A 20,279-nucleotide genomic window follows, 5' to 3' on the forward strand; every position below is an offset into this window, starting at 1 on the left:
AAACACCCCGGCCAGCATCGCGCGACCGGGGTTTTTTATTCACTGGCCTTTTTCATTAATGGTGCAGCATCTCGTCGACGATCTGCTCTTTGTGCAGGGCATACGGATAATAGGTCGGCCAGTTATCCATCTCTTTCAGCAATGCCTCCTGCGATTCATTACCCATAAAGATGTGGAAATGCTGTGATTTGCGCGGGCCGATAATATGATCGCTGAACTGCACAAATTTCGGCGCTTTTGAGTCAGCCTGCTGGCATTCGAACAGATAGCGCACGCCCTTCTTACCCGAGGCATAGGTCAGGATCTTCTTGCCGGAATAGGCGTACTGGCAGGCATTGACCGTTTTACCAATGTGAAACTCCATCACGTTGTCCTCAATCCCAATCTGGTCAACATCGGTGGCATAGCCTTTCTTATAATATTCCCGATACTCGGCCACGCTCTTAGCGCCCGCTTTTTTGGCTTTTTGCTCCAGCACCGGATCCAAATCGCCATTGAGCAAATAAGGGTTCACCGACTGCCAGATCCCATCCCAATCGCTTAGCGACCGATCCTTAACGTCCCCATCGGCAAAAATGCCCTCGCTTGCTTTTATCTCCGCCTCGGTTAACGCGGGTCCATGGCTATGATTGCCGTGAGCAAAGGTCTGAGCACTGGCCAATAGCAGGCCAACACCCAACGCAAGGGCAGACATCTTTATGGTCATTACATTCTCCTGAGTTAACGCTTGCAACGTTATGTTACGATATAACATATCATACACATCGTGCAACATCGTTATCCCGCCATCCTGAGCCGGCTTTTACCCTTTCAGCTCTGTCCGGTATGATAAATACGAGGCGCCTTGTATGGAGCAAGTATGGATACCGATCTCAATCAACTCATCGACGCGTTAATTACCGGTCCGGCTGCGATCCGGCAGATCCGCTTTGCCAGCACCCACCGTCCGGCTGCCGATGAGGTGCAGAAGGCCGATTTTTCACGTCTTGAAATCATGCTTGAAGGCCAGCTGTACGATCCTGGCATAAAAGCCGATCCGCCAATACTTACCCAATATGACGCGCTGTATATCCCCGCCGGAGGATGGAATCTTCCCCAGAGGATCTCGCCCTGTCGCACCTTGAGCATCATGTTTGGCAAGCAGCAGCTGGTGTTTACTCTGCAGCGCTGGGACGGCAGTCAGCTGCAGGTTGAGGAAAAACTTCAGGTTCCGCGTCGCGGCCCCCGTACCGGATCTTTTCTGCTACAGGCGCTCAACGAGATGCTGATGCAGCCCCAGGAACAACGGACAACGCGCTGTATTGTTATCAGCCTGCTGAGCCACTGCGCCGACCTCCTCGGCAGCCAGGTACAAACCGCGTCCCGTAGTCAGGCGCTGTTTGAGGCAATCCGTCAGTATATCGAGGCTCACTTTGCCGAGCCGTTAACCCGCGAATCAGTCGCGCAGGAATTTTATCTCTCGCCAAACTATCTCTCCCACTTGTTCCAGAAATGCGGGCCAATGGGGTTTAACGAGTACCTGAATCACGTCCGTCTCGAACAGGCCAGGATGCTGCTAAAAGGTCATGACATGAAGGTTAAAGATGTCGCCCACGCCTGCGGCTTTGCCGACAGCAACTATTTCTGCCGCCTGTTTCGTAAAAATACCGAACGCTCGCCCTCCGAATATCGCCGCCAGTACCACAGCCAACTGACAGAAAAAGAAACCCAGCAAAACTAGATTTTTGTAAGTGTTTCTTCATATTTCGCTGATTAATCTGCCCAGGCGTATCAGGTATACCGGGAGAAACGTGATCTAAATCATCCTTAACCGCAATGCGTACATTTATCCAGTTTTTGGCAAATTTGTCATCTGGCGACCCATCAATGAGAAGCCGTATCCTTATCTCAACATCACTGAATTGAGCATCGAGGAAAGGCTATGGAACTCTATCTGGACACCGCAAACGTAGCAGAAGTTGAACGCCTGGCACGCATCTATCCCCTGGCTGGCGTCACCACCAACCCCAGTATTATCGCTGCAGGCAAAACGCCGGTCTGGGAGGTACTCCCACGCCTGCAAAAAGCCGTCGGGCCAGAGGGAACGCTGTTTGCCCAGACCATGAGTCGCGATGCCGAAGGTATGGTGGCGGAAGCCAAACGCCTGAGCAATGCCGTACCGGGGATTGTGGTCAAGATCCCGGTCACCGCCGAAGGCCTAGCCGCGATCAAACTGCTGAAGAAAGAAGGCATCCCGACCCTGGGCACCGCGGTCTATAGCGCCTCCCAGGGACTGCTGGCGGCGCTGGCGGGCGCAAAATATGTTGCCCCTTACGTCAATCGCGTCGATGCCCAGGGCGGTGACGGCATTCGCATGGTGCAGGAGCTGCAATCCCTGCTGGAGCTCCATGCGCCAGAGAGCAAGGTGCTGGCCGCCAGCTTTAAAACCCCACGTCAGGCGCTGGATTGTCTGTTAGCAGGCTGTGAAGCTATCACCCTTCCTTTAGACGTAGCGCAACAAATGCTTGGCACCCCCGCGGTAGAGTCAGCCATAGAGAAGTTTGAGCAAGACTGGAATAACGCTTTTGGAAATCTGAACCTGTAACCCGATCGGCGCGCCGCCAAAGGGCGGTGCCACGATCATCCAGGAGGAAAAGAAATGGATCACATTATTCAATCCCCGGGCAAATATATTCAGGGCGCGAACGCCATCACCCGCCTTGGCGAGTACCTCAAGCCACTGGCCGAACGTTGGCTGATAGTGGGAGACAAGTTTGTTCTGGGTTTTGCCGAGGAAAAACTGCGTAAAAGCCTGACAGACGCGGGCCTGGTGGCGGAAATCGTCCCGTTTGGCGGCGAATGCTCACGCAATGAAATCAACCGCTTGCAGGACATTGCTAGTTCAGCCAACTGTCATGCCGTGCTGGGTATCGGCGGCGGTAAAACGCTGGATACCGCAAAAGCATTAGCTCACTTTATGCACCTTCCGGTGGTGATTGCCCCGACCATTGCCTCAACGGATGCCCCCTGCAGCGCCCTCTCGGTTATCTATACCGATGAAGGGGAGTTTGACAGCTATCTGATGCTGCCACGCAACCCAAATATGGTGATTGTCGATACGCAAATCGTTGCTGGTGCGCCACCGCGCCTGCTGGCCGCCGGTATCGGCGATGCGCTGGCGACCTGGTTTGAAGCCCGCGCCTGTTCACGCAGCGGCGCCACGACCATGGCGGGAGGTCAGTGCACTCAGGCCGCGCTGGCGCTGGCCGAGCTGTGCTACAACACGCTGATAGAGGAAGGCGAAAAAGCGATGCTGGCGGCGGAGCAACATGTCGTCACGCCAGCGCTGGAGAAAGTGATTGAAGCCAACACCTATCTGAGCGGCGTGGGCTTTGAAAGCGGCGGTCTGGCCGCGGCGCACGCAATCCATAACGGGCTGACGGTACTGGCTGATGCCCACCATTTCTACCACGGTGAAAAAGTCGCTTTCGGTACGTTGACCCAGCTGGTGCTGGAAAATGCCCCGGTGGAAGAGATCGAAACCGTTGCCGCACTGTGCCACAGCGTCGGCCTGCCAATCACCCTGGCGCAGCTGAATATTAAAGGGGATATTCCGGGCAAGATGCGCGCCGTAGCGGAAGCTGCCTGCGCAGAGGGAGAAACCATCCACAATATGCCTGGCGGCGCGACGGCCGATCAGGTCTACGCCGCGCTGTTGGTCGCCGATCAGTACGGCCAGCGTTTCCTGCAGGAATGGGAATAAAACAGAATGGCCCTCGTTGAGGGCCATTTTTTTATACCGCCGGGCGAACGCCCAGAGTGTGGCAAATCGCGTAGCTCATCTCAGCACGGTTCAGCGTGTAGAAGTGGAAATCCTTCACCCCTTCCCGGCTTAAAATCTTCACCATGTCCATGGCGATGTTCGCCCCGACCAGCTGGCGGGTTTCCGCATCGTTATCCAGGCCTTCAAACATTTTCGACATCCAGGTAGGGATACGCACGTTGGTCATGTCGGCAAACTTCTTCGCCTGTTTGAAGTTAGAAACTGGCAGGATCCCGGGAATAATTTCGACATCAATGCCGGCCGACACGCAGCGATCGCGAAAACGCAGATAGCTTTCAACGTCGAAGAAAAACTGGGTGATCGCCCGGTTTGCGCCCGCATCGACTTTACGCTTCAGATTCAGTAGATCCGCCTGCGCGCTTTTGGCCTCGGGGTGCACTTCCGGATAGGCCGCCACGGAGATATCAAAATCGCCCACTTCTTTCAGCAACGTCACCAGATCGGCGGCGTACATATCCGGCTTGCCGCTGCCCGGCGGCAAATCACCCCGCAGAGCGACAATATGACGAATGCCGTTGTTCCAGTAGTCCTGGGCAATAGCGCGCAGCTCGTCACGGCTGGCGTCGATACAGGTCAGATGCGGTGCCGCTTCCAGACCGGTACGTTCTTTAATGCCTTTGATGATGCTGTGGGTACGGTCACGCTCGCCGGAGTTCGCACCGTAGGTCACCGAGACAAACTTCGGCTTCAGGCTGCTTAAGCGATCGATGGACTTCCACAGGGTTTGCTCCATTTCACTGGTGCGCGGCGGGAAGAATTCAAAAGACACGTTAATCTGGCCCTGCACTTCTGCCAGGCTCTGATTCAGGGCTTCCCGCTGATTGGCGTGAAAAAAGCTCATACCTTACCTCATCAATCGCATTTTATTGTTTGTCGTGTTGCGAACTTCTATACGTTTAGACGTCCAGATGTAAAAATGACGGAAAAGCGGGCAGGCGTCAATAGAAAAATCAGCGTAAACAGTGAGGAATATTCAGCGAAGATGAGATTAATTCATGTCGCTCAACGCTAAGTTAATGATTCTTCAATTAACGGCAGCAACCAATCACGCAACGCGTTATCTTCCGGCCGGGTTAATAATCCGAGCGTCAGATGCAGACGGGCATCCTCCAGCGTCTGGAACGCTACCCCCTGACGCTGAATAGCCGCAAATGAGGCCGGCAGCAGGATCATCCCTTCGCCACGCGCAATACGCGCCAGCAGGACATCATGTTCGGCAGGCTCTTCAACATAGGTTGGGGTATAACCAGCACGTTCAAAGAGGCGCCGGGTATGGTCAAAAAACGCCGGATTACGCTCCCGCTTAAACCAGAACAGCGGCCGATGATTCAGAGCGTGTAAGGGCAGTCGGGCCATACTGGCTTGCGGCCATGAAGCAGGCAGCGCCGCAATCAGCGGTTCATCATAGGGCAGCGGTGAAAAGGTTAAACCGTCGGCATCTAACGGCAGCGCCACCAGCGCGGCGCTCAGCTTGCCCCTGCGCACTTGTTGAGCCAGGGCCGGTGAAGATTGTCGGATGAGGTGCAGAGCGCTGACGTGGCCGCTCAGGGCCGATTCCAGCGGCGCAAAGATCCCCTGTTCAAATGCGGTTGTCAGCCCCAGTCGTAACGGCTGCTGCCGATCGCGGGAGAGCTGGCTTAACGCGCTCAACGTATGCTCCTGCAGCGCCAGCAACGGCCGGATCGTCTCCAGCACCCGTTCACCTTCTGCGGTCAGTATCAGCCCTTTGGTGTGACGGACAAATAGCGTCACCCCCAGCAGCATTTCCAGCTGGCGGATATGCCGGCTCAGCGGCGGCTGTGAAATAAACAACCGCTGCGCTGCCCGACTGATATTGTTCTCTTCCGCCACCACCGCGAAATAACGCAGCAACCGCATGTCCAGAGAAGATAAGCGCAAATTTGTCATACCGGAAAGGTATCACGAAAAGGGTATTACTCAACGCTTCCCGATGCCTCTACTCTCCTTACAGCACATTATCACTATGAGGAAAGATCATGACATCAGAACGTTATACTACCGGCCTTGAGATGTTGCAGCGCGTTGACGGCAAAGGCGGCGATGCCGTCGTAGCCAGTTTGCAGGCTATCGCCCCGGACTTTGCCCGCTATCTGATCGAGTTCCCGTTCGGCGATATCTACGCCCGTCCGGGGCTGGACTTGCGCAGCCGTGAAATTGCCACCATTGCCGCGCTAACCGCGCTGGGCAATGCCGCCCCGCAGCTCAAAGTGCACATTGCCGCTGGGTTGCACGTGGGTTTATCGCAGGAAGAGATTCTCGAAGTGATCATGCAGATGGCGGTATATGCCGGATTCCCGGCGGCGCTGAATGGCCTGTTTGCCGCCAAAGAGGTGTTCGCTGCACGCTGATACGACGAGACCAGACCAACGCCTGGTCTCGTGACAGAGTCGAGTTACAGCAGCTGCGCCAGACGGTTGATGTCCGACTGAATGGCGCCAGCGGTCACATCGCGGCCGGCACCCGGGCCGCGGATCACCAGCGGGTTATCGCGGTACCAGCGGCTCTCAATCGCAAACACGTTGTCGCACGGCAGCAGCGCTGCCAAAGGGTGCTCCTCACGGACCGCTTCAACGCCGACTCGTGCTTTGCCGTTGGCATCAAAACGCGCCACGTAGCGCAGAACCAGCCCCATTTCACGGGCCGCTTCCAGACGCTGCAGCATCTGCTCGTTCAGCTCTTCACCATTCTCAAAGAAGTGATCGACAGATCCCTCTTCGCAGTGCGCAGGCACCAGCGATTCCACACGAACCTGATCGGGTTCGATGTCATACCCGGCCTCGCGGGCGAGGATCACCAGCTTACGCATAACGTCTTTCCCCGCCAGGTCAACGCGCGGGTCCGGCTCCGTCAGCCCTTGCTGCCATGCCTGATCGACCAGATCGGTGAACGGTACGGTGCCATCAAACTGCAGGAACAACCAGGAGAGCGTACCGGAGAAAATGCCGCTCAGCGCCAGGATGGTATCACCGCTATCAATCAGATCGCGCACCGTGTGGTTCACAGGCAAGCCCGCGCCGACGGTGGCGTTGTACAGCCAGTGACGACCGGTTTTCTCAAACGCATCGTGGATTTGACGGTATTTGTCGCTGCTGCTGGCGCCCGCCAGTTTATTCGCGCTGATCACATGGAAACCATGGCTGGCGAAATCCAGGTACTGATCGGCCAGCTGCTCGCTGGCGGTCACGTCCAGCACCACTAAATCATCATACGGGTGAGCGCGCATCCACAAGAACAGTGACTCTTCATCCTGGGCGACGGCCTCGTCGTTGAAGAAGGCCAGCGCACGGCTGGCATCCAGACCGTCGTAGTTCAGCAGACTGCGGCGGCTATCCACCACCCCGGCGAGAATAAATTCAAAACCAGTGCGCGCGGAAAGCGTGCTTTGTTCGCGAGCGAACAGCTCCAGCCAGCGCGAACCAATGTTGCCTTTGCCAAACAGCACCAGGCCAATGCGTTTCTCTGCGCGGAACAGCGACTGGTGCAGACCCTGAATCAGGCTTTCCGTCGGGCCGGCACGCAGCACCGCGACCAGGCTGATACCCTCTTCGGACTGCCAGGTAAACTCAACCGGCTGCCCTTTCAGCTGCTGCCAGAAACGGTGACAGTGCAGTGGATTACGGCTGACGCCGGCCCCGACCATCGCCACCAGCGCCAGCTTCTGACGCAGACGCAGTTCGCCCGGGAGACCGGCTTCGTCCAACAGCCGCAGCGCGCTGTCGGCGACTTCCGAGGTATAGCAGAACTGCAGCAGCTTACGGTCAGCATGAACACCAACCGCCAGCGGGCGCAGCTGGGCGCGTTTAAAGATAAGATCCAGCTCTTTATGCGCCAGCTTGAAATCCTGGCCAGCAGGCACCTGGAATTCAATCAGGCACACATCATCATGACTGGTCACAATACGCGCGCCGGTACCGGAGGCCAGCACACGCTCAATGCGCGTGGAGCCCTGTTCAGGGGTATAGCTACAGCGCAATTGCAGATCGATATCGCTACCGGAGACCGGCTGCAGTGTACGAGCATGCAGCACTGGCGCGGCCAGACGTGCCAGCTCGCTGGCTTCATCCAGGCGCAGCAGCGGCAGCAGACAGGCATCTTTTACCTTACGCGGGTCGGCACTATAGACCCCGGCCACATCGCTCCAGATCGTGACGCGAGAAGCCCCGGCCAGCGCGCCAATCTGGGTCGCGGAATAGTCGGAGCCGTTGCGGCCCAGCAGAACCGTCTCACCCGCGTTGTTGCGCGAGATAAAACCGGTCACCACCAGGCGTTTGTTCGGGTGTTGCGCCATCAACTGCTGCAACAGCGGATAGGACAGGCCTTCATCCACCTGCGGCTGTGCGGCGCGTTCAGCACGCAGGAAGCTGCGGGCATCAAGCCAGGCCGCTTCCTGCCCTAAGTGGTTCAGGACTGCCGCCATCAGGCGTGCGGACCAGACTTCACCGTGACCGACCACCTCGGCGTAGACCGCATCGGTCACGCCGCTGTCAAGCAAGCCGGCAAGGCGCTCGAGATCGTGAATAAAGGTGGCGATCAGCGTATCGGCGGCGTCTGCTGGCAGCAGGCTGGCGATCAGCTCCATGTGATAACGGCGCAGCGACTGCTGCACCTGATGCGCAGAAAGGCGATCGGTCTGGCTGAGTTTCAGCCAGCTAATCAGCTGGTTGGTGGTGCTACCCGCGGCGGAGACAACCATCATGTCACCCGCCTGCGAGTATTCCGTCATGATCCCTGCGACACGCAGGTAACATTTCGCATCCGCTAAACTACTCCCACCAAATTTGTGCAGCTGACGACCCTTCGCCCCTGCCTGCGCATTCACACTCATGTTTATTCCTCGTTTGCTGCCCGGAAGCCATTTTCCAGGTCGGCAATTAAATCTTCACCATCTTCAATACCGGTCGAAATACGCAGAAGCGTTTCTGAAATCCCTGCCGCCGCACGTGCTTCAGGCGACATACCTGCATGCGTCATCGTTGCGGCATGCGAAATCAGACTTTCTACGCCCCCCAGCGATTCGGCCAGCGTAAACAGCGACAATCCGCTCAGAAAACGACGCAACGTCTGCTCATCCCCGTCCAGTTCAAAGCTTAACATTGCGCCAAAACCTTTTTGCTGACGCGCAGCAATCTCATGCCCCTGATTTTCAGGCAGGGATGGATGATACAGTTTTTTCACCAACGGCTGGGCTTTCAGATAGTCGACAATCGCCTGAGCATTGCGCTGCGCCACTTCCATACGTGGAGAGAGCGTACGCAAACCACGTAGCAACAGGTAACTATCGAATGCGCCGCCGGTGACGCCGATATTATTCGCCCACCATGCCAGTTCGGTGACAAGGGCCGGATCTTTGGCAATCACCACGCCCGCCACCACGTCAGAGTGGCCATTCAGGTATTTAGTGCACGAATGCAGTACCAGATCGGCGCCCAGCGCCAGCGGGTTTTGCAACGCCGGGCTCAGGAAGGTGTTATCCACTACGCTTACCGCACCCGCTTCTCGAGCCAGCGAGCAGATTTTCGCAATATCCACCACCCGCAGCAACGGATTACTTGGGCTTTCGACCAATACCAGCTTCGGTTTTTCAGCCAATGCTGCATTCAGCGCCTGTTCATCATTCTGATCGACAAACAGCACGCTATAACACCCGCGTTTCGCCAGGCTATCAAATAAGCGATAGCTGCCGCCATAGCAGTCATGTGGCGCCACCAGCACATCACCAGGCTTCAGGAACACGGTGGTCACCAGCAGAATGGCCGACATACCGGTGTTGGTCAGCACGGCACCCGCGCCGCCTTCCAGCTCCGCCAGCGCGCGCTGCACGACATCACGCGTCGGGTTACCGCGACGGGAATAGTCATGGGCACGAGGTTCATTAAAGCCGGTGAAGTTGTAGGTACTGGAAAGATGAATCGGCGGGACAACGCAACCGTACTGTTCGTCGTCATTTAAACCGCTACGCACTGCGATGGTGGCCTGTTTACGCGTCATGTTGGGCAGTTCCTGGGCTGAATCGGTGAAAAGTCAGGCACCAGAGTAATCATTGTCACAATGGACGTCAATACATCTGGACATCTAAACTTCTTTGCGTATAGATTGAGCAAAAAGCGAATAGCCGTTAAAATTATATGCATTGGCGCACATCCGCAGGGGCTAATCAGATGTCAGACACGCCCCGCTACGGTAAACTACGCGCAATTATGGCCAGACAAGACGTTCTGGTCCTTAACTAATGAATAGAGGATTAAGGTATCTCATGGCTGAATGGAGCGGCGAATATATCAGCCCATACGCTGAGCACGGTAAGAAGAGTGAGCAAGTAAAAAAAATTACGGTTTCCATTCCTCTGAAGGTGTTAAAAATCCTCACCGATGAACGCACGCGTCGCCAGGTGAACAACCTGCGGCATGCCACCAACAGCGAACTGCTGTGTGAAGCGTTCCTGCATGCCTTTACCGGTCAACCGTTGCCGAACGATGAAGACCTGCGTAAAGAACGCAGCGATGAGATCCCGGAAGCGGCGAAGCAGATAATGCGTGAGATGGGCATCGACCCGGATACGTGGGAATACTAAGCGCATGAAAAAGGGCGGAGTTTACCTCCGCCCTTTTTGACGTCACAGACTGGCCATCTACAGCGCGGTCTGGCGACAAAAACAAAAAAAGCCGCCCTGAGGCGGCTTTTTCTTTCAGCAAATTACTTGCTGGTACCCGGCACGCTGAAGCGCTTGTTGAAGCGGTCAACACGGCCACCGGTAGCAACGTCACGCTGCTTGCCAGTGTAGAACGGGTGACATTTACCGCACACGTCGAGGTTCAGGTCGTGACCAACGGTAGAACGGATTTTCATGACGTTACCGCAAGAGCAGTTAGCAGTAACTTCTTCGTATTTCGGGTGAATATCTTTTTTCATGGGAGAACCTCAGTTAAGGCCGCGTCGCTCTTCCAGCCCTAACGCCAGACACCACGCGATGTTAATAATTGCCTGTCACCTTCTACGCTACCGGTACATTGACCACAGCGCGAGACTTTCAGGTAATACGTTTAGTTTGATGCTGCACGAAGCGCACCAAAGGCGGCGAATCATACAGAATTTGACCAGCATATGCAAACTGATCCGCGAGCCCTTATTACAATGTGTATACTAAGCGGCCAGATTTCAAGTCAGGAAGATGACATGTCCGTCGCCCACGTTGCCCTGCCCGTTCCGCTGCCCCGTACCTTTGACTATCGCCTCCCTGAAGGCATGTCGGTCAAAGCAGGCTGTCGCGTGCGTGTGCCCTTTGGCAAACAGGAGCGCATTGGCATTGTCACCGCCATCAGCGAGCACAGCGAACTGCCGCTGGATGAGCTAAAACCGGTTGCCGAAGCGCTGGATAGCGAACCGGTGTTTTCATCTACCGTCTGGCGACTGCTGCTATGGGCGGCCGATTATTATCACCACCCTATCGGCGATGTGCTGTTCCACGCGCTACCGATCCTGCTGCGTCAGGGTAAACCGGCCAGCGCAGCGCCGCAGTGGTACTGGTTTGCCACCGAACAGGGGCAGGCCGTCGACATCAACAGCCTCAAGCGTTCGCCGAAGCAACAGCAGGCGCTGTCAGCGCTGCGTCAGGGAAAAATATGGCGCTATCAGGTCGCTGAGCTGGAGTTTAACGATGCGGCGCTGCAGGCGCTGCGTGGCAAAGGGCTGTGTGAGCTGGCGAGCGAAACCCCGGCCCTGACTGACTGGCGAACCCATTTTTCCATTCCCGGCGAACGGCTGCGTCTGAATACTGAGCAGGCCACCGCCGTGGGCGCTATTCACAGTGCGTCAGACCGGTTTTCAACCTGGCTGCTGGCCGGTATTACCGGTTCCGGCAAAACGGAAGTGTATCTTAGCGTCCTGGAAAACGTGCTGGCACAGGGTCGTCAGGCACTGGTGATGGTGCCGGAGATTGGCCTCACGCCACAGACCATCGCCCGGTTCCGCCAGCGCTTTAACGCACCGGTTGAGGTGCTGCACTCCGGGCTGAATGATAGCGAGCGTCTCTCGGCATGGCTAAAGGCTAAAAATGGCGAGGCAGCTATCGTTATCGGGACGCGTTCCTCACTGTTTACGCCGTTTAAAGACCTTGGGGTGATCGTTATCGATGAGGAGCACGATAGCTCCTATAAGCAGCAGGAAGGCTGGCGCTATCACGCTCGCGACCTGGCGGTCTGGCGCGCCCACAGCGAGCAAATCCCGATCATTCTGGGGTCCGCTACGCCGGCGCTGGAGACGCTCTATAACGTCCGTCAGGGTAAGTATCGTCAGTTGAAGCTGACTAAGCGGGCGGGCAATGCGCGTCCGGCTCAGCAGCACGTGCTGGATTTAAAAGGCCAGCAGCTGCAGGCGGGACTTTCTCCGGCCCTGATTAGCCGCATGCGGCAACACCTGCAGGCCGATAACCAGGTGATTCTGTTTTTAAACCGTCGCGGTTTTGCCCCTGCGCTGCTGTGCCACGATTGCGGGTGGATTGCCGAATGCCCACGCTGTGACAGCTACTACACCCTGCACCAGGCCCAGCATCACCTGCGCTGTCATCACTGCGACAGTCAGCGCCCAATCCCGCGTCAGTGTCCGTCATGCGGGTCGACGCACCTTGTCCCCGTCGGGCTGGGAACCGAACAGCTGGAGCAGGCGCTGGCGCCGCTGTTTCCCGACGTTCCGATCTCCCGCGTCGACCGGGATACCACCAGCCGCAAAGGCGCGCTCGAGCAGCACCTCGCCGATATCCACCGCGGCGGTGCGCGTATCCTGATCGGCACGCAAATGCTGGCCAAAGGTCATCACTTCCCGGACGTGACGCTGGTGTCTCTGCTGGACGTTGACGGCGCACTGTTTTCCGCCGACTTCCGCTCCGCCGAGCGCTTCGCCCAGCTCTATACCCAGGTCTCTGGCCGTGCCGGGCGCGCGGGTAAACAGGGCGAGGTGATTCTGCAAACGCATCACCCGGAGCATCCGCTGCTGCAAACGCTGCTGTATCAGGGCTACGATGCTTTTGCCGATCAAGCGCTGGCTGAACGTCAGACCATGCAGCTGCCGCCGTGGACCAGCCACGTCCTGATTCGTGCCGAAGATCATAACAATCAGCAGGCTCCGCTGTTCCTGCAGCAGTTGCGCAATTTGCTGCAGGCTAGCCCGTTGGCCGATGACAAACTGTGGGTGCTTGGCCCCGTGCCGGCGCTGGCGCCCAAACGCGGAGGCCGCTGGCGCTGGCAGATTCTGCTCCAGCACCCGTCGCGCGTTCGCCTGCAGCATATCGTCAGCGGGACATTAGCGCTGATCAACACCCTGCCGGAAGCACGTAAGGTAAAGTGGGTGCTGGACGTCGATCCTATTGAAGGTTAAGCCTTCTCTTGCGAGACGGATCGAAAAAATTCAACAGTCATCACGTTTTTCATGAAAATTCTGTAACTCTCTGCATCGACTATCTGCTAAAAATGTTGCTGATGTCAGAGCACAAGGGATGTGTCTGCACGAGTCAGTGAGGAGAAAACAGGTGAAGCCCAAAAAACAGGTGGTTGCCGCCACGATGAAAGACGTTGCCCTGAAGGCAAACGTTTCCACGGCAACCGTGTCCCGAGCGTTAATGAATCCCGATAAGGTTTCTCAGACTACCCGTAATCGGGTGGAGCAGGCGGCGCTTGAAGTCGGCTATTTGCCGCAGTCGCTCGGGCGTAACATGAAACGCAATGAATCACGTACGATTCTGGTCATCGTGCCTGATATTTGCGATCCCTTTTTCAGCGAGATCATTCGAGGCATTGAAATCACCGCAGCGGAACAGGGATATCTGGTGCTGATCGGTGACTGCGCTCACCAGAACCGCCAGGAAAAAACCTTTATCGACCTGATTATCACCAAGCAGATCGACGGTATGCTGCTGCTCGGCTCACGACTGCCCTTCGACGCGGGCGTTGAAGAACAACGCAATCTGCCACCGATGGTCATGGCGAATGAGTTTGCGCCTGAGCTGGAGCTGCCGACGGTACATATCGATAACCTCACCGCGGCGTTTAATGCTGTCAATTATCTGCATGAGCTGGGACACCAGCGCATTGGTTGCATCGCCGGTCCGGAAGAGATGCCGCTGTGCCATTACCGTCTCCAGGGCTATGTGCAGGCGCTGCGCCGCAGTGGGATAACTATCGACCCGCATTATATTGCGCGCGGTAATTTTACCTATGAAGCCGGAGCCAACGCGCTGGAGCAGCTTCTGGCGCTCCCGGTGCCGCCCACCGCGGTTTTCTGCCACAGCGATATCATGGCGCTTGGCGCGCTGTCGCTGGCAAAACGCCGGGGCCTGAAAGTGCCTGACGACCTGTCGATTGTGGGTTTCGATAATATCTCTTTATCTGAATTTTGCGATCCGCCATTGACGACCGTTGCGCAACCGCGCTTTGATATCGGCCGCGAAGCGATGCTGTTGCTACTGGATCAGCTACATGGTCACAATGTGAACAGTGGTTCACGATTGCTGGACTGCGAACTGATCGTTCGCGGCAGTACACGTAAAATCAGAGCATAACCATCCGGTTCTGGTCAAAGCCTTGCCGCTTAAGTAACATGGCGGACTGACGAACGAATAAGACAGCGAAACGATAGTGGCACAACGAGATTATGTACGCCGCAGCCAACCGGCTTCTTCGCGGCGCAAAAAGGGTAATACCCGAAGCTCAAGGAACAAACAGAGCAGCCTTGCGGCGGTTTCACCAACGATGGTTGCGATCGCGGCGGCAGTGCTGGTGGCCTTTATCGGTGGGCTGTACTTCATCACGCACCATAAAAAAGAAGAAGCGGAAGCCCTGCAAAACCGTCAGGCTGCAGGAAACGGCTTACCGCCAAAACCGGAAGAGCGCTGGCGCTATATTAAAGAGCTGGAAAGTCGCCAGCCTGGCGTGCGTGCGCCGACTGAACCGACGGCCGGCGGGGAAGTGATGAAACCCGAACAGCTCACCAACGAACAGCGTCAGTTGCTGGCACAGATGCAGGCGGATATGCGCCAGCAGCCAACCCAACTGACCGAAGTTCCGTGGAACGAACAAACCCAGGCCCAGCGTCAGCAAACGCTGCAGCGTCAGCGTCTGGCTCAACAGCAGGTGCAGCAGCAGCAACAGGTTGCCCAGCAGCAGTGGGCGCAGACGCAAACGCAGGCGCCGGTACAACAGCCGCGTGCGCAACAGCGAGTAGCCGAGCAGCCAAAGCCTGCTGCGCAACCAAAACCGGTACAGCAGCCGAAGCAAACCGCGTCTACCCAGCAGCCGTATCAGGATCTGCTACAAACGCCAGCGCATACGACATCACAGCCTAAAACCCAGGCCGCCGCGCCAGTTGCGCGCGTTGAAGAAGCGCAGAAAGCGCCGGCTGAGAAGAAAGACGATCGTAGCTGGATGATTCAGTGCGGCTCCTTTAAAGGCGCGGAGCAGGCAGAAACCGTTCGCGCACAGCTGGCATTTGAAGGGTTCTCCTCACGCATTACCACCAACAATGGCTGGAACCGCGTGGTGATTGGGCCGCTGAAAGGCAAAGAAAGCGCCAACGATATGATCACTCGCCTGAAGATGGCCGGGCATGCAAACTGCATTCGTCTTGCCGCCAGGGGTTGAAACCCTAAAAATCCCCCCCATCTATAATTGCATTCTGCCCCGCGTCATCCGCGGGGCCCCTATTCCGCATTTGTAACCAAGGGGTCTGCTCGTGACAACAATAGTAAGTGTTCGCCGTAACGGCCATGTGGTTATCGCCGGTGATGGCCAGGCCACGCTTGGCAATACCGTCATGAAAGGTAACGTGAAAAAGGTTCGTCGCCTGTACAACGACAAAGTGATCGCAGGCTTCGCCGGCGGCACTGCTGACGCTTTCACGCTGTTCGAACTGTTTGAACGTAAACTGGAAATGCACCAGGGACACCTGGTCAAGGCCGCCGTGGAACTGGCGAAAGACTGGCGTACCGATCGTATGTTGCGCAAACTGGAAGCCCTGCTGGCGGTCGCGGATGAAAACGCCTCGCTAATCATCACCGGTAACGGTGACGTGGTGCAGCCCGAAAACGATCTGATCGCTATCGGTTCTGGTGGCCCCTACGCTCAGGCCGCGGCTCGTGCTCTGTTGGAAAACACCGATATGGGCGCACGCGACATCGCAGAGAAAGCGTTGAATATTGCAGGTGATATCTGCATTTATACCAACCATTTCCACACCATCGAAGAATTAGCCTCTAAAGCGTAAGGATCTCCCATGTCTGAAATGACCCCACGCGAAATTGTCAGCGAACTGGACAAACACATTATCGGTCAGGATGCAGCCAAGCGTTCTGTCGCAATCGCGCTGCGTAACCGCTGGCGCCGCATGCAGTTAAACGAAGAGCTGCGCCACGAAGTCACGCCGAAAAACATTCTGATGATCGGCCCGACCGGCGTCGGTAAAACCGAAATTGCTCGTCGTCTGGCAAAACTGGCCAACGCGCCGTTCATCAAAGTTGAAGCAACAAAATTCACCGAAGTGGGCTATGTCGGTAAAGAGGTGGATTCGATTATCCGCGATCTGACCGATGCGGCGATCAAAATGGTCCGCATGCAGTCCATTGATAAAAACCGCTATCGCGCCGAAGAGATGGCTGAAGAGCGTATTCTCGACGTGCTGATCCCGCCGGCAAAAAATAACTGGGGCCAGGCAGAACAGCCTCAGGAGCCGTCAGCAGCGCGCCAGGCATTCCGTAAAAAACTGCGCGAAGGCCAGCTCGACGACAAAGAAATCGAGATTGACCTTGCCGCTGCGCCAATGGGCGTTGAAATCATGTCCCCTCCGGGCATGGAAGAGATGACCAGCCAGCTGCAGTCCATGTTCCAGAACCTCGGCGGCCAGAAGCAAAAACCGCGTAAGCTGAAAATCAAAGACGCGATGAAGCTGCTGATTGAAGAAGAAGCGGCGAAGCTGGTGAACCCGGAAGAGCTGAAGCAGGATGCCATCGATGCCGTTGAGCAGCACGGTATCGTGTTTATCGACGAAATCGACAAAATCTGTAAGCGTGGTGGCAACAGCTCTGGCCCGGATGTCTCCCGTGAAGGCGTTCAGCGTGACCTGCTGCCGCTGGTGGAAGGCTGCACCGTTTCAACCAAACACGGTATGGTCAAAACCGACCATATCCTGTTTATCGCCTCCGGCGCATTCCAGGTGGCCAGCCCGTCTGACCTGATCCCGGAACTGCAGGGGCGCCTGCCGATCCGCGTTGAGCTGAAAGCGCTGACTACCGAAGATTTCGAGCGCATCCTGACCGAGCCGAATGCCTCCATCACCGTGCAGTACAAAGCGCTGATGGCCACTGAAGGGGTAAACATCGAATTTACCCAAGAGGGAATCAAGCGCATCGCACAGGCAGCATGGCAGGTGAACGAAACCACCGAAAACATCGGTGCACGTCGTTTGCACACCGTGCTGGAGCGTCTGATTGAAGATATCTCCTACGACGCCAGTGAAATGAACGGTCAGAGCATCACGATTGATGCGGAATATGTTGGTAAACATCTGGATGTACTGGTGGCAGATGAAGATCTGAGCCGTTTTATCCTATAATCCGGTCCAATATATTTTCATCACTTTAGATGGGGCTATAGATACACAAAATCATTCAAGCTGCATCGCGGCGGCTAGCCTGAGAATATCCCGGAGCTGACTAACGTTAGTGACCGGGGTGAGCAGGCGAAGCCGACAAAGAGGCTGTTTGAAGGATGACGGGTATAGCCCCATTTTTATTGGCCGGAACCTATGACTGAAAAACCGATAACCCGCACTCAGGCCTGGCTCGAAAGCCTGCGGCCAAAAACGCTCCCTCTGGCCTTTTCCGCCATCGTGGTTGGCACAACGCTGGCCTGGTATCAGGGGCACTTCGATCCCTGGGTCGCGCTACTGGCGCTGATCACCGCTGGACTGCTGCAAATACTGTCGAATCTCGCCAACGATTATGGCGATGCCGTAAAGGGCAGCGATAAACCCGACCGTTTAGGGCCACTGCGCGGCATGCAGAAAGGGGCTATCACTCAGGCGCAAATGAAGCGCGCGCTGATCGCTACCGTAGTGCTGATTTGCCTCTCCGGGCTGGCACTGCTGTTCTGCGCCTGGCAAACGATGGCCGATTTTATTGGTTTTATGGTGCTCGGCAGCCTTTCGATTATCGCCGCCATTACCTATACCGTCGGAACCCGCCCTTACGGCTATATCGGCCTTGGCGATATTTCAGTACTGCTGTTCTTTGGCTGGCTTAGCGTCGCCGGGAGCTGGTATTTGCAGGCCCACACCATTACAGCCGCTATTTTCCTGCCTGCCACCGCCTGTGGCCTGTTAGCCGCTGCGGTGCTGAATATCAATAATCTGCGCGATATCGATAGCGACAGAGAGAACGGCAAAAATACCCTGGCGGTACGTCTGGGGCCGCTTAATGCCCGCCGCTACCACTCAAGCCTGCTTATCGGCGCTCCGCTGTGTCTGGCGCTGTTTAATCTGATGTCGCTACAAAACCTATGGGGTTGGCTGTTCATGCTCGCTACGCCGCTGCTGGTGAAGCAGGCGCGATTTGTGATGCGCGAACGCGAGCCAGCGGCGATGCGTCCAATGCTGGAGCGGACGGTCAAAGCCGCGCTGTTAACCAACCTGCTGTTTGTCATTGGAATTGTTTGCAGCAAGCTCGCGGGTTAACTGACAAATATCAATTAACAATTGATGATTTTGCCAACAATGCGATTCGCGAGATATACTAAAAATTCTCGCAGCAACTGAACGTTAAGCCTATGAAATACGATACTTCCGAGCTTTGTGACATCTACCAGGAAGATGTCAACGTAGTGGAACCTCTGTTCTCCAACTTTGGGGGGCGGTCGTCGTTTGGTGGACAAATCATCACGGTGAAATGTTTCGAGGATAACGGGTTGCTATACGATATGCTCGAACAGAACGGCCGTGGTCACATCTTACTGATCGATGGTGGGGGCTCCGTCCGCCGTGCGTTAATTGACGCCGACCTGGCGCGTCTGGCCGTGCAAAACGAGTGGGAAGGGTTAGTGGTCTATGGTGCAGTGCGTCAGGTTGACGACCTGGAAGATCTGGATATTGGTATCCAGGCTCTGGCCGCGATTCCCGTTGGTGCAGCTGGTGAAGGCATCGGTGAAAGCGACGTTCGCGTCAATTTCGGCGGCGTGACCTTCTTCTCCGGCGACCATCTGTATGCTGATAATACCGGCATCATCCTCTCCGAGGATGCGCTGGATATCGAATAACCCGCCCGATAAAAAAAGGCCTTCTCTCTGAGAAGGCCTTTTTGTTTGTCTTACGCCAGAATTAGTACAGTTTCTTCGCGCAATCCAGCCAGTCGTTTTTGAACGGGCGCTTCATGTTCTCGATAGCATCGATGATGTCATGGTGCACCAGTTTTTCGTTCTGAATACCGACACAGCGGCCACCAAAGCCCTGCAGCAGCAGTTCAATCGCGTAGGCGCCCATGCGGGAAGCCAGGATACGGTCGTAAGGAACCGGAGAACCACCACGCTGAATGTGACCCAGTACCGTTGCACGGGTTTCACGTCCGGTTTCTTTCTCGATGTAGTGAGCCAGTTCGTCCACGTCACACATGTGCTCAGTGATCGCTACGATGGCGTGTTTCTTACCTTTCGCAATCCCGGCTTTAATTTCAGACACCAGGTCATCGCGAGTGTATTCAACTTCGGGCACCATAATGAACTCACAGCCACCGGAAATCGCCGCCGCCAGGGTCAGATCGCCACAGTAACGGCCCATCACTTCAACAACAGAAATACGCTGGTGAGAAGAAGAGGTATCACGCAGACGGTCAATGGCTTCAACCACAGTGCTCAGCGCAGTGAAGAAACCGATGGTGTAGTCGGTACCTTTGATGTCGTTATCGATGGTGCCAGGCAGGCCGATGCACGGGAAGCCCATTTCGGTCAGGCGCATCGCCCCCATGTAGGAGCCGTCACCGCCAATAACAACCAGCGCATCCAGACCACGCTTTTTCATGTTCTCAAGGGCTACGGCGCGGATATGCTCTTCGCGGAATTCAGGGAAACGCGCTGAACCCAGGAAAGTACCGCCACGGTTGATCATGTCGGAGACACTATAGCGGTCGAGCTGAACCATGCGATCTTCATACAGGCCGAGGTAACCGTCATAGATTCCAAAAACTTCCAGACCTTCCGTTAATGCTGCGCGCACAACGCCACGAATTGCTGCGTTCATGCCCGGCGCATCACCGCCACTTGTCAATACACCGATTTTCTTAATCATGACTACCTCTGAACTTAGGAAGCAAAAAATAATCCTGTTGCCTGAAGCGCTCCTTGAACAGGAGAGCACGACGATAATTGCAATAGTATATCAAACGCTTCTGGCTGAATTGATTCAGGTC

The 20,279-nt window shown here is 55.9% G+C and carries 19 protein-coding genes; 12 read left to right on the plus strand and 7 right to left on the minus strand.

What is annotated here, in order from left to right; genetic code table 11:
• Positions 1–55 precede the first annotated feature (55 nt).
• Positions 56–706: a metal-binding protein ZinT gene (gene zinT, locus ACMYSP_RS11945; RefSeq protein ID WP_434586929.1), complete on the minus strand. Its 651-nt coding sequence runs from the start codon at positions 704–706 to the stop codon at positions 56–58.
• A gap of 153 nt (positions 707–859) precedes the next feature.
• Between zinT and ACMYSP_RS11950 the strand changes: the two genes are divergently transcribed.
• The 3 genes from ACMYSP_RS11950 to gldA all read left to right on the plus strand — a co-directional run bounded on the left by ACMYSP_RS11950 (position 860) and on the right by gldA (position 3,742).
• Complete coding sequence (locus ACMYSP_RS11950) at positions 860–1,720, plus strand: helix-turn-helix transcriptional regulator (protein WP_434586930.1); 861 nt, start codon at positions 860–862, stop codon at positions 1,718–1,720.
• Positions 1,721–1,921: 201 nt separating this feature from the next.
• Entirely contained in the window at positions 1,922–2,584 is a 663-nt protein-coding gene (fsa, locus tag ACMYSP_RS11955; protein ID WP_123757999.1) for a fructose-6-phosphate aldolase, read from the plus strand.
• A gap of 54 nt (positions 2,585–2,638) precedes the next feature.
• Positions 2,639–3,742: a bifunctional L-1,2-propanediol dehydrogenase/glycerol dehydrogenase gene (gene gldA / locus ACMYSP_RS11960; RefSeq protein WP_434586931.1), complete on the plus strand. Its 1,104-nt coding sequence runs from the start codon at positions 2,639–2,641 to the stop codon at positions 3,740–3,742.
• Positions 3,743–3,773: 31 nt separating this feature from the next.
• Here gldA and metF read toward each other — a convergent pair whose 3' ends face one another.
• Both metF and ACMYSP_RS11970 read right to left on the minus strand, forming a co-directional pair.
• A complete protein-coding gene (metF, locus tag ACMYSP_RS11965; RefSeq protein ID WP_123758001.1) occupies positions 3,774–4,664 on the minus strand; it encodes a methylenetetrahydrofolate reductase in 891 nt (296 codons plus the stop codon).
• Between the two features lie 167 nt (positions 4,665–4,831).
• Positions 4,832–5,731, minus strand: a complete 900-nt coding sequence (locus tag ACMYSP_RS11970) for a LysR family transcriptional regulator (protein WP_434586932.1) — start codon at positions 5,729–5,731, stop codon at positions 4,832–4,834.
• Positions 5,732–5,820: 89 nt separating this feature from the next.
• Here ACMYSP_RS11970 and ACMYSP_RS11975 point away from each other — a divergent pair, with 89 nt between their 5' ends.
• A complete protein-coding gene (locus ACMYSP_RS11975; protein WP_123758003.1) occupies positions 5,821–6,192 on the plus strand; it encodes a carboxymuconolactone decarboxylase family protein in 372 nt (123 codons plus the stop codon).
• A gap of 44 nt (positions 6,193–6,236) precedes the next feature.
• Here the strand turns inward: ACMYSP_RS11975 and ACMYSP_RS11980 are convergent, their stop codons facing one another.
• Both ACMYSP_RS11980 and metB read right to left on the minus strand, forming a co-directional pair.
• Positions 6,237–8,669 (minus strand): bifunctional aspartate kinase/homoserine dehydrogenase II, encoded by a 2,433-nt coding sequence (locus ACMYSP_RS11980; protein ID WP_434586933.1) that lies wholly within the window; start codon positions 8,667–8,669, stop codon positions 6,237–6,239.
• A gap of 2 nt (positions 8,670–8,671) precedes the next feature.
• Positions 8,672–9,832 (minus strand): cystathionine gamma-synthase, encoded by a 1,161-nt coding sequence (gene metB, locus ACMYSP_RS11985; protein ID WP_434586934.1) that lies wholly within the window; start codon positions 9,830–9,832, stop codon positions 8,672–8,674.
• 265 nt (positions 9,833–10,097) lie between these two features.
• Between metB and metJ the strand changes: the two genes are divergently transcribed.
• Complete coding sequence (gene metJ / locus ACMYSP_RS11990) at positions 10,098–10,415, plus strand: met regulon transcriptional regulator MetJ (RefSeq protein ID WP_004869405.1); 318 nt, start codon at positions 10,098–10,100, stop codon at positions 10,413–10,415.
• Between the two features lie 122 nt (positions 10,416–10,537).
• On the opposite strand, the gene rpmE is transcribed toward metJ, so the two are convergent.
• Positions 10,538–10,753, minus strand: coding sequence for a 50S ribosomal protein L31 (rpmE, locus tag ACMYSP_RS11995; protein WP_045853658.1), 216 nt, complete (start codon positions 10,751–10,753; stop codon positions 10,538–10,540).
• A 264-nt stretch (positions 10,754–11,017) separates the two neighbouring features.
• Between rpmE and priA the strand changes: the two genes are divergently transcribed.
• The 7 genes from priA to rraA all read left to right on the plus strand — a co-directional run bounded on the left by priA (position 11,018) and on the right by rraA (position 19,134).
• Entirely contained in the window at positions 11,018–13,213 is a 2,196-nt protein-coding gene (gene priA, locus ACMYSP_RS12000) for a primosomal protein N' (protein WP_434586935.1), read from the plus strand.
• 151 nt (positions 13,214–13,364) lie between these two features.
• A complete protein-coding gene (gene cytR / locus ACMYSP_RS12005; protein WP_123758007.1) occupies positions 13,365–14,393 on the plus strand; it encodes a DNA-binding transcriptional regulator CytR in 1,029 nt (342 codons plus the stop codon).
• Between the two features lie 76 nt (positions 14,394–14,469).
• A complete protein-coding gene (gene ftsN, locus ACMYSP_RS12010) occupies positions 14,470–15,471 on the plus strand; it encodes a cell division protein FtsN (RefSeq protein WP_123758008.1) in 1,002 nt (333 codons plus the stop codon).
• A 91-nt stretch (positions 15,472–15,562) separates the two neighbouring features.
• Positions 15,563–16,093, plus strand: a complete 531-nt coding sequence (gene hslV, locus ACMYSP_RS12015) for an ATP-dependent protease subunit HslV (protein WP_095105382.1) — start codon at positions 15,563–15,565, stop codon at positions 16,091–16,093.
• 9 nt (positions 16,094–16,102) lie between these two features.
• On the plus strand, positions 16,103–17,437 hold the full coding sequence (hslU, locus tag ACMYSP_RS12020; protein WP_123758009.1) for an HslU--HslV peptidase ATPase subunit: 1,335 nt from the start codon (positions 16,103–16,105) through the stop codon (positions 17,435–17,437).
• Positions 17,438–17,629: 192 nt separating this feature from the next.
• The gene (menA, locus tag ACMYSP_RS12025; protein WP_434586936.1) at positions 17,630–18,556 is read left to right on the plus strand and encodes a 1,4-dihydroxy-2-naphthoate polyprenyltransferase; all 927 of its coding nucleotides are present in this window, start codon (positions 17,630–17,632) and stop codon (positions 18,554–18,556) included.
• Positions 18,557–18,648: 92 nt separating this feature from the next.
• A complete protein-coding gene (gene rraA, locus ACMYSP_RS12030) occupies positions 18,649–19,134 on the plus strand; it encodes a ribonuclease E activity regulator RraA (RefSeq protein WP_123758011.1) in 486 nt (161 codons plus the stop codon).
• Between the two features lie 61 nt (positions 19,135–19,195).
• Here rraA and pfkA read toward each other — a convergent pair whose 3' ends face one another.
• Entirely contained in the window at positions 19,196–20,158 is a 963-nt protein-coding gene (pfkA, locus tag ACMYSP_RS12035) for a 6-phosphofructokinase (RefSeq protein WP_434586937.1), read from the minus strand.
• Positions 20,159–20,279 lie beyond the last annotated feature (121 nt).

This window comes from Klebsiella sp. R390, from assembly GCF_051131745.1.
GTDB lineage: Bacteria > Pseudomonadota > Gammaproteobacteria > Enterobacterales > Enterobacteriaceae > Klebsiella.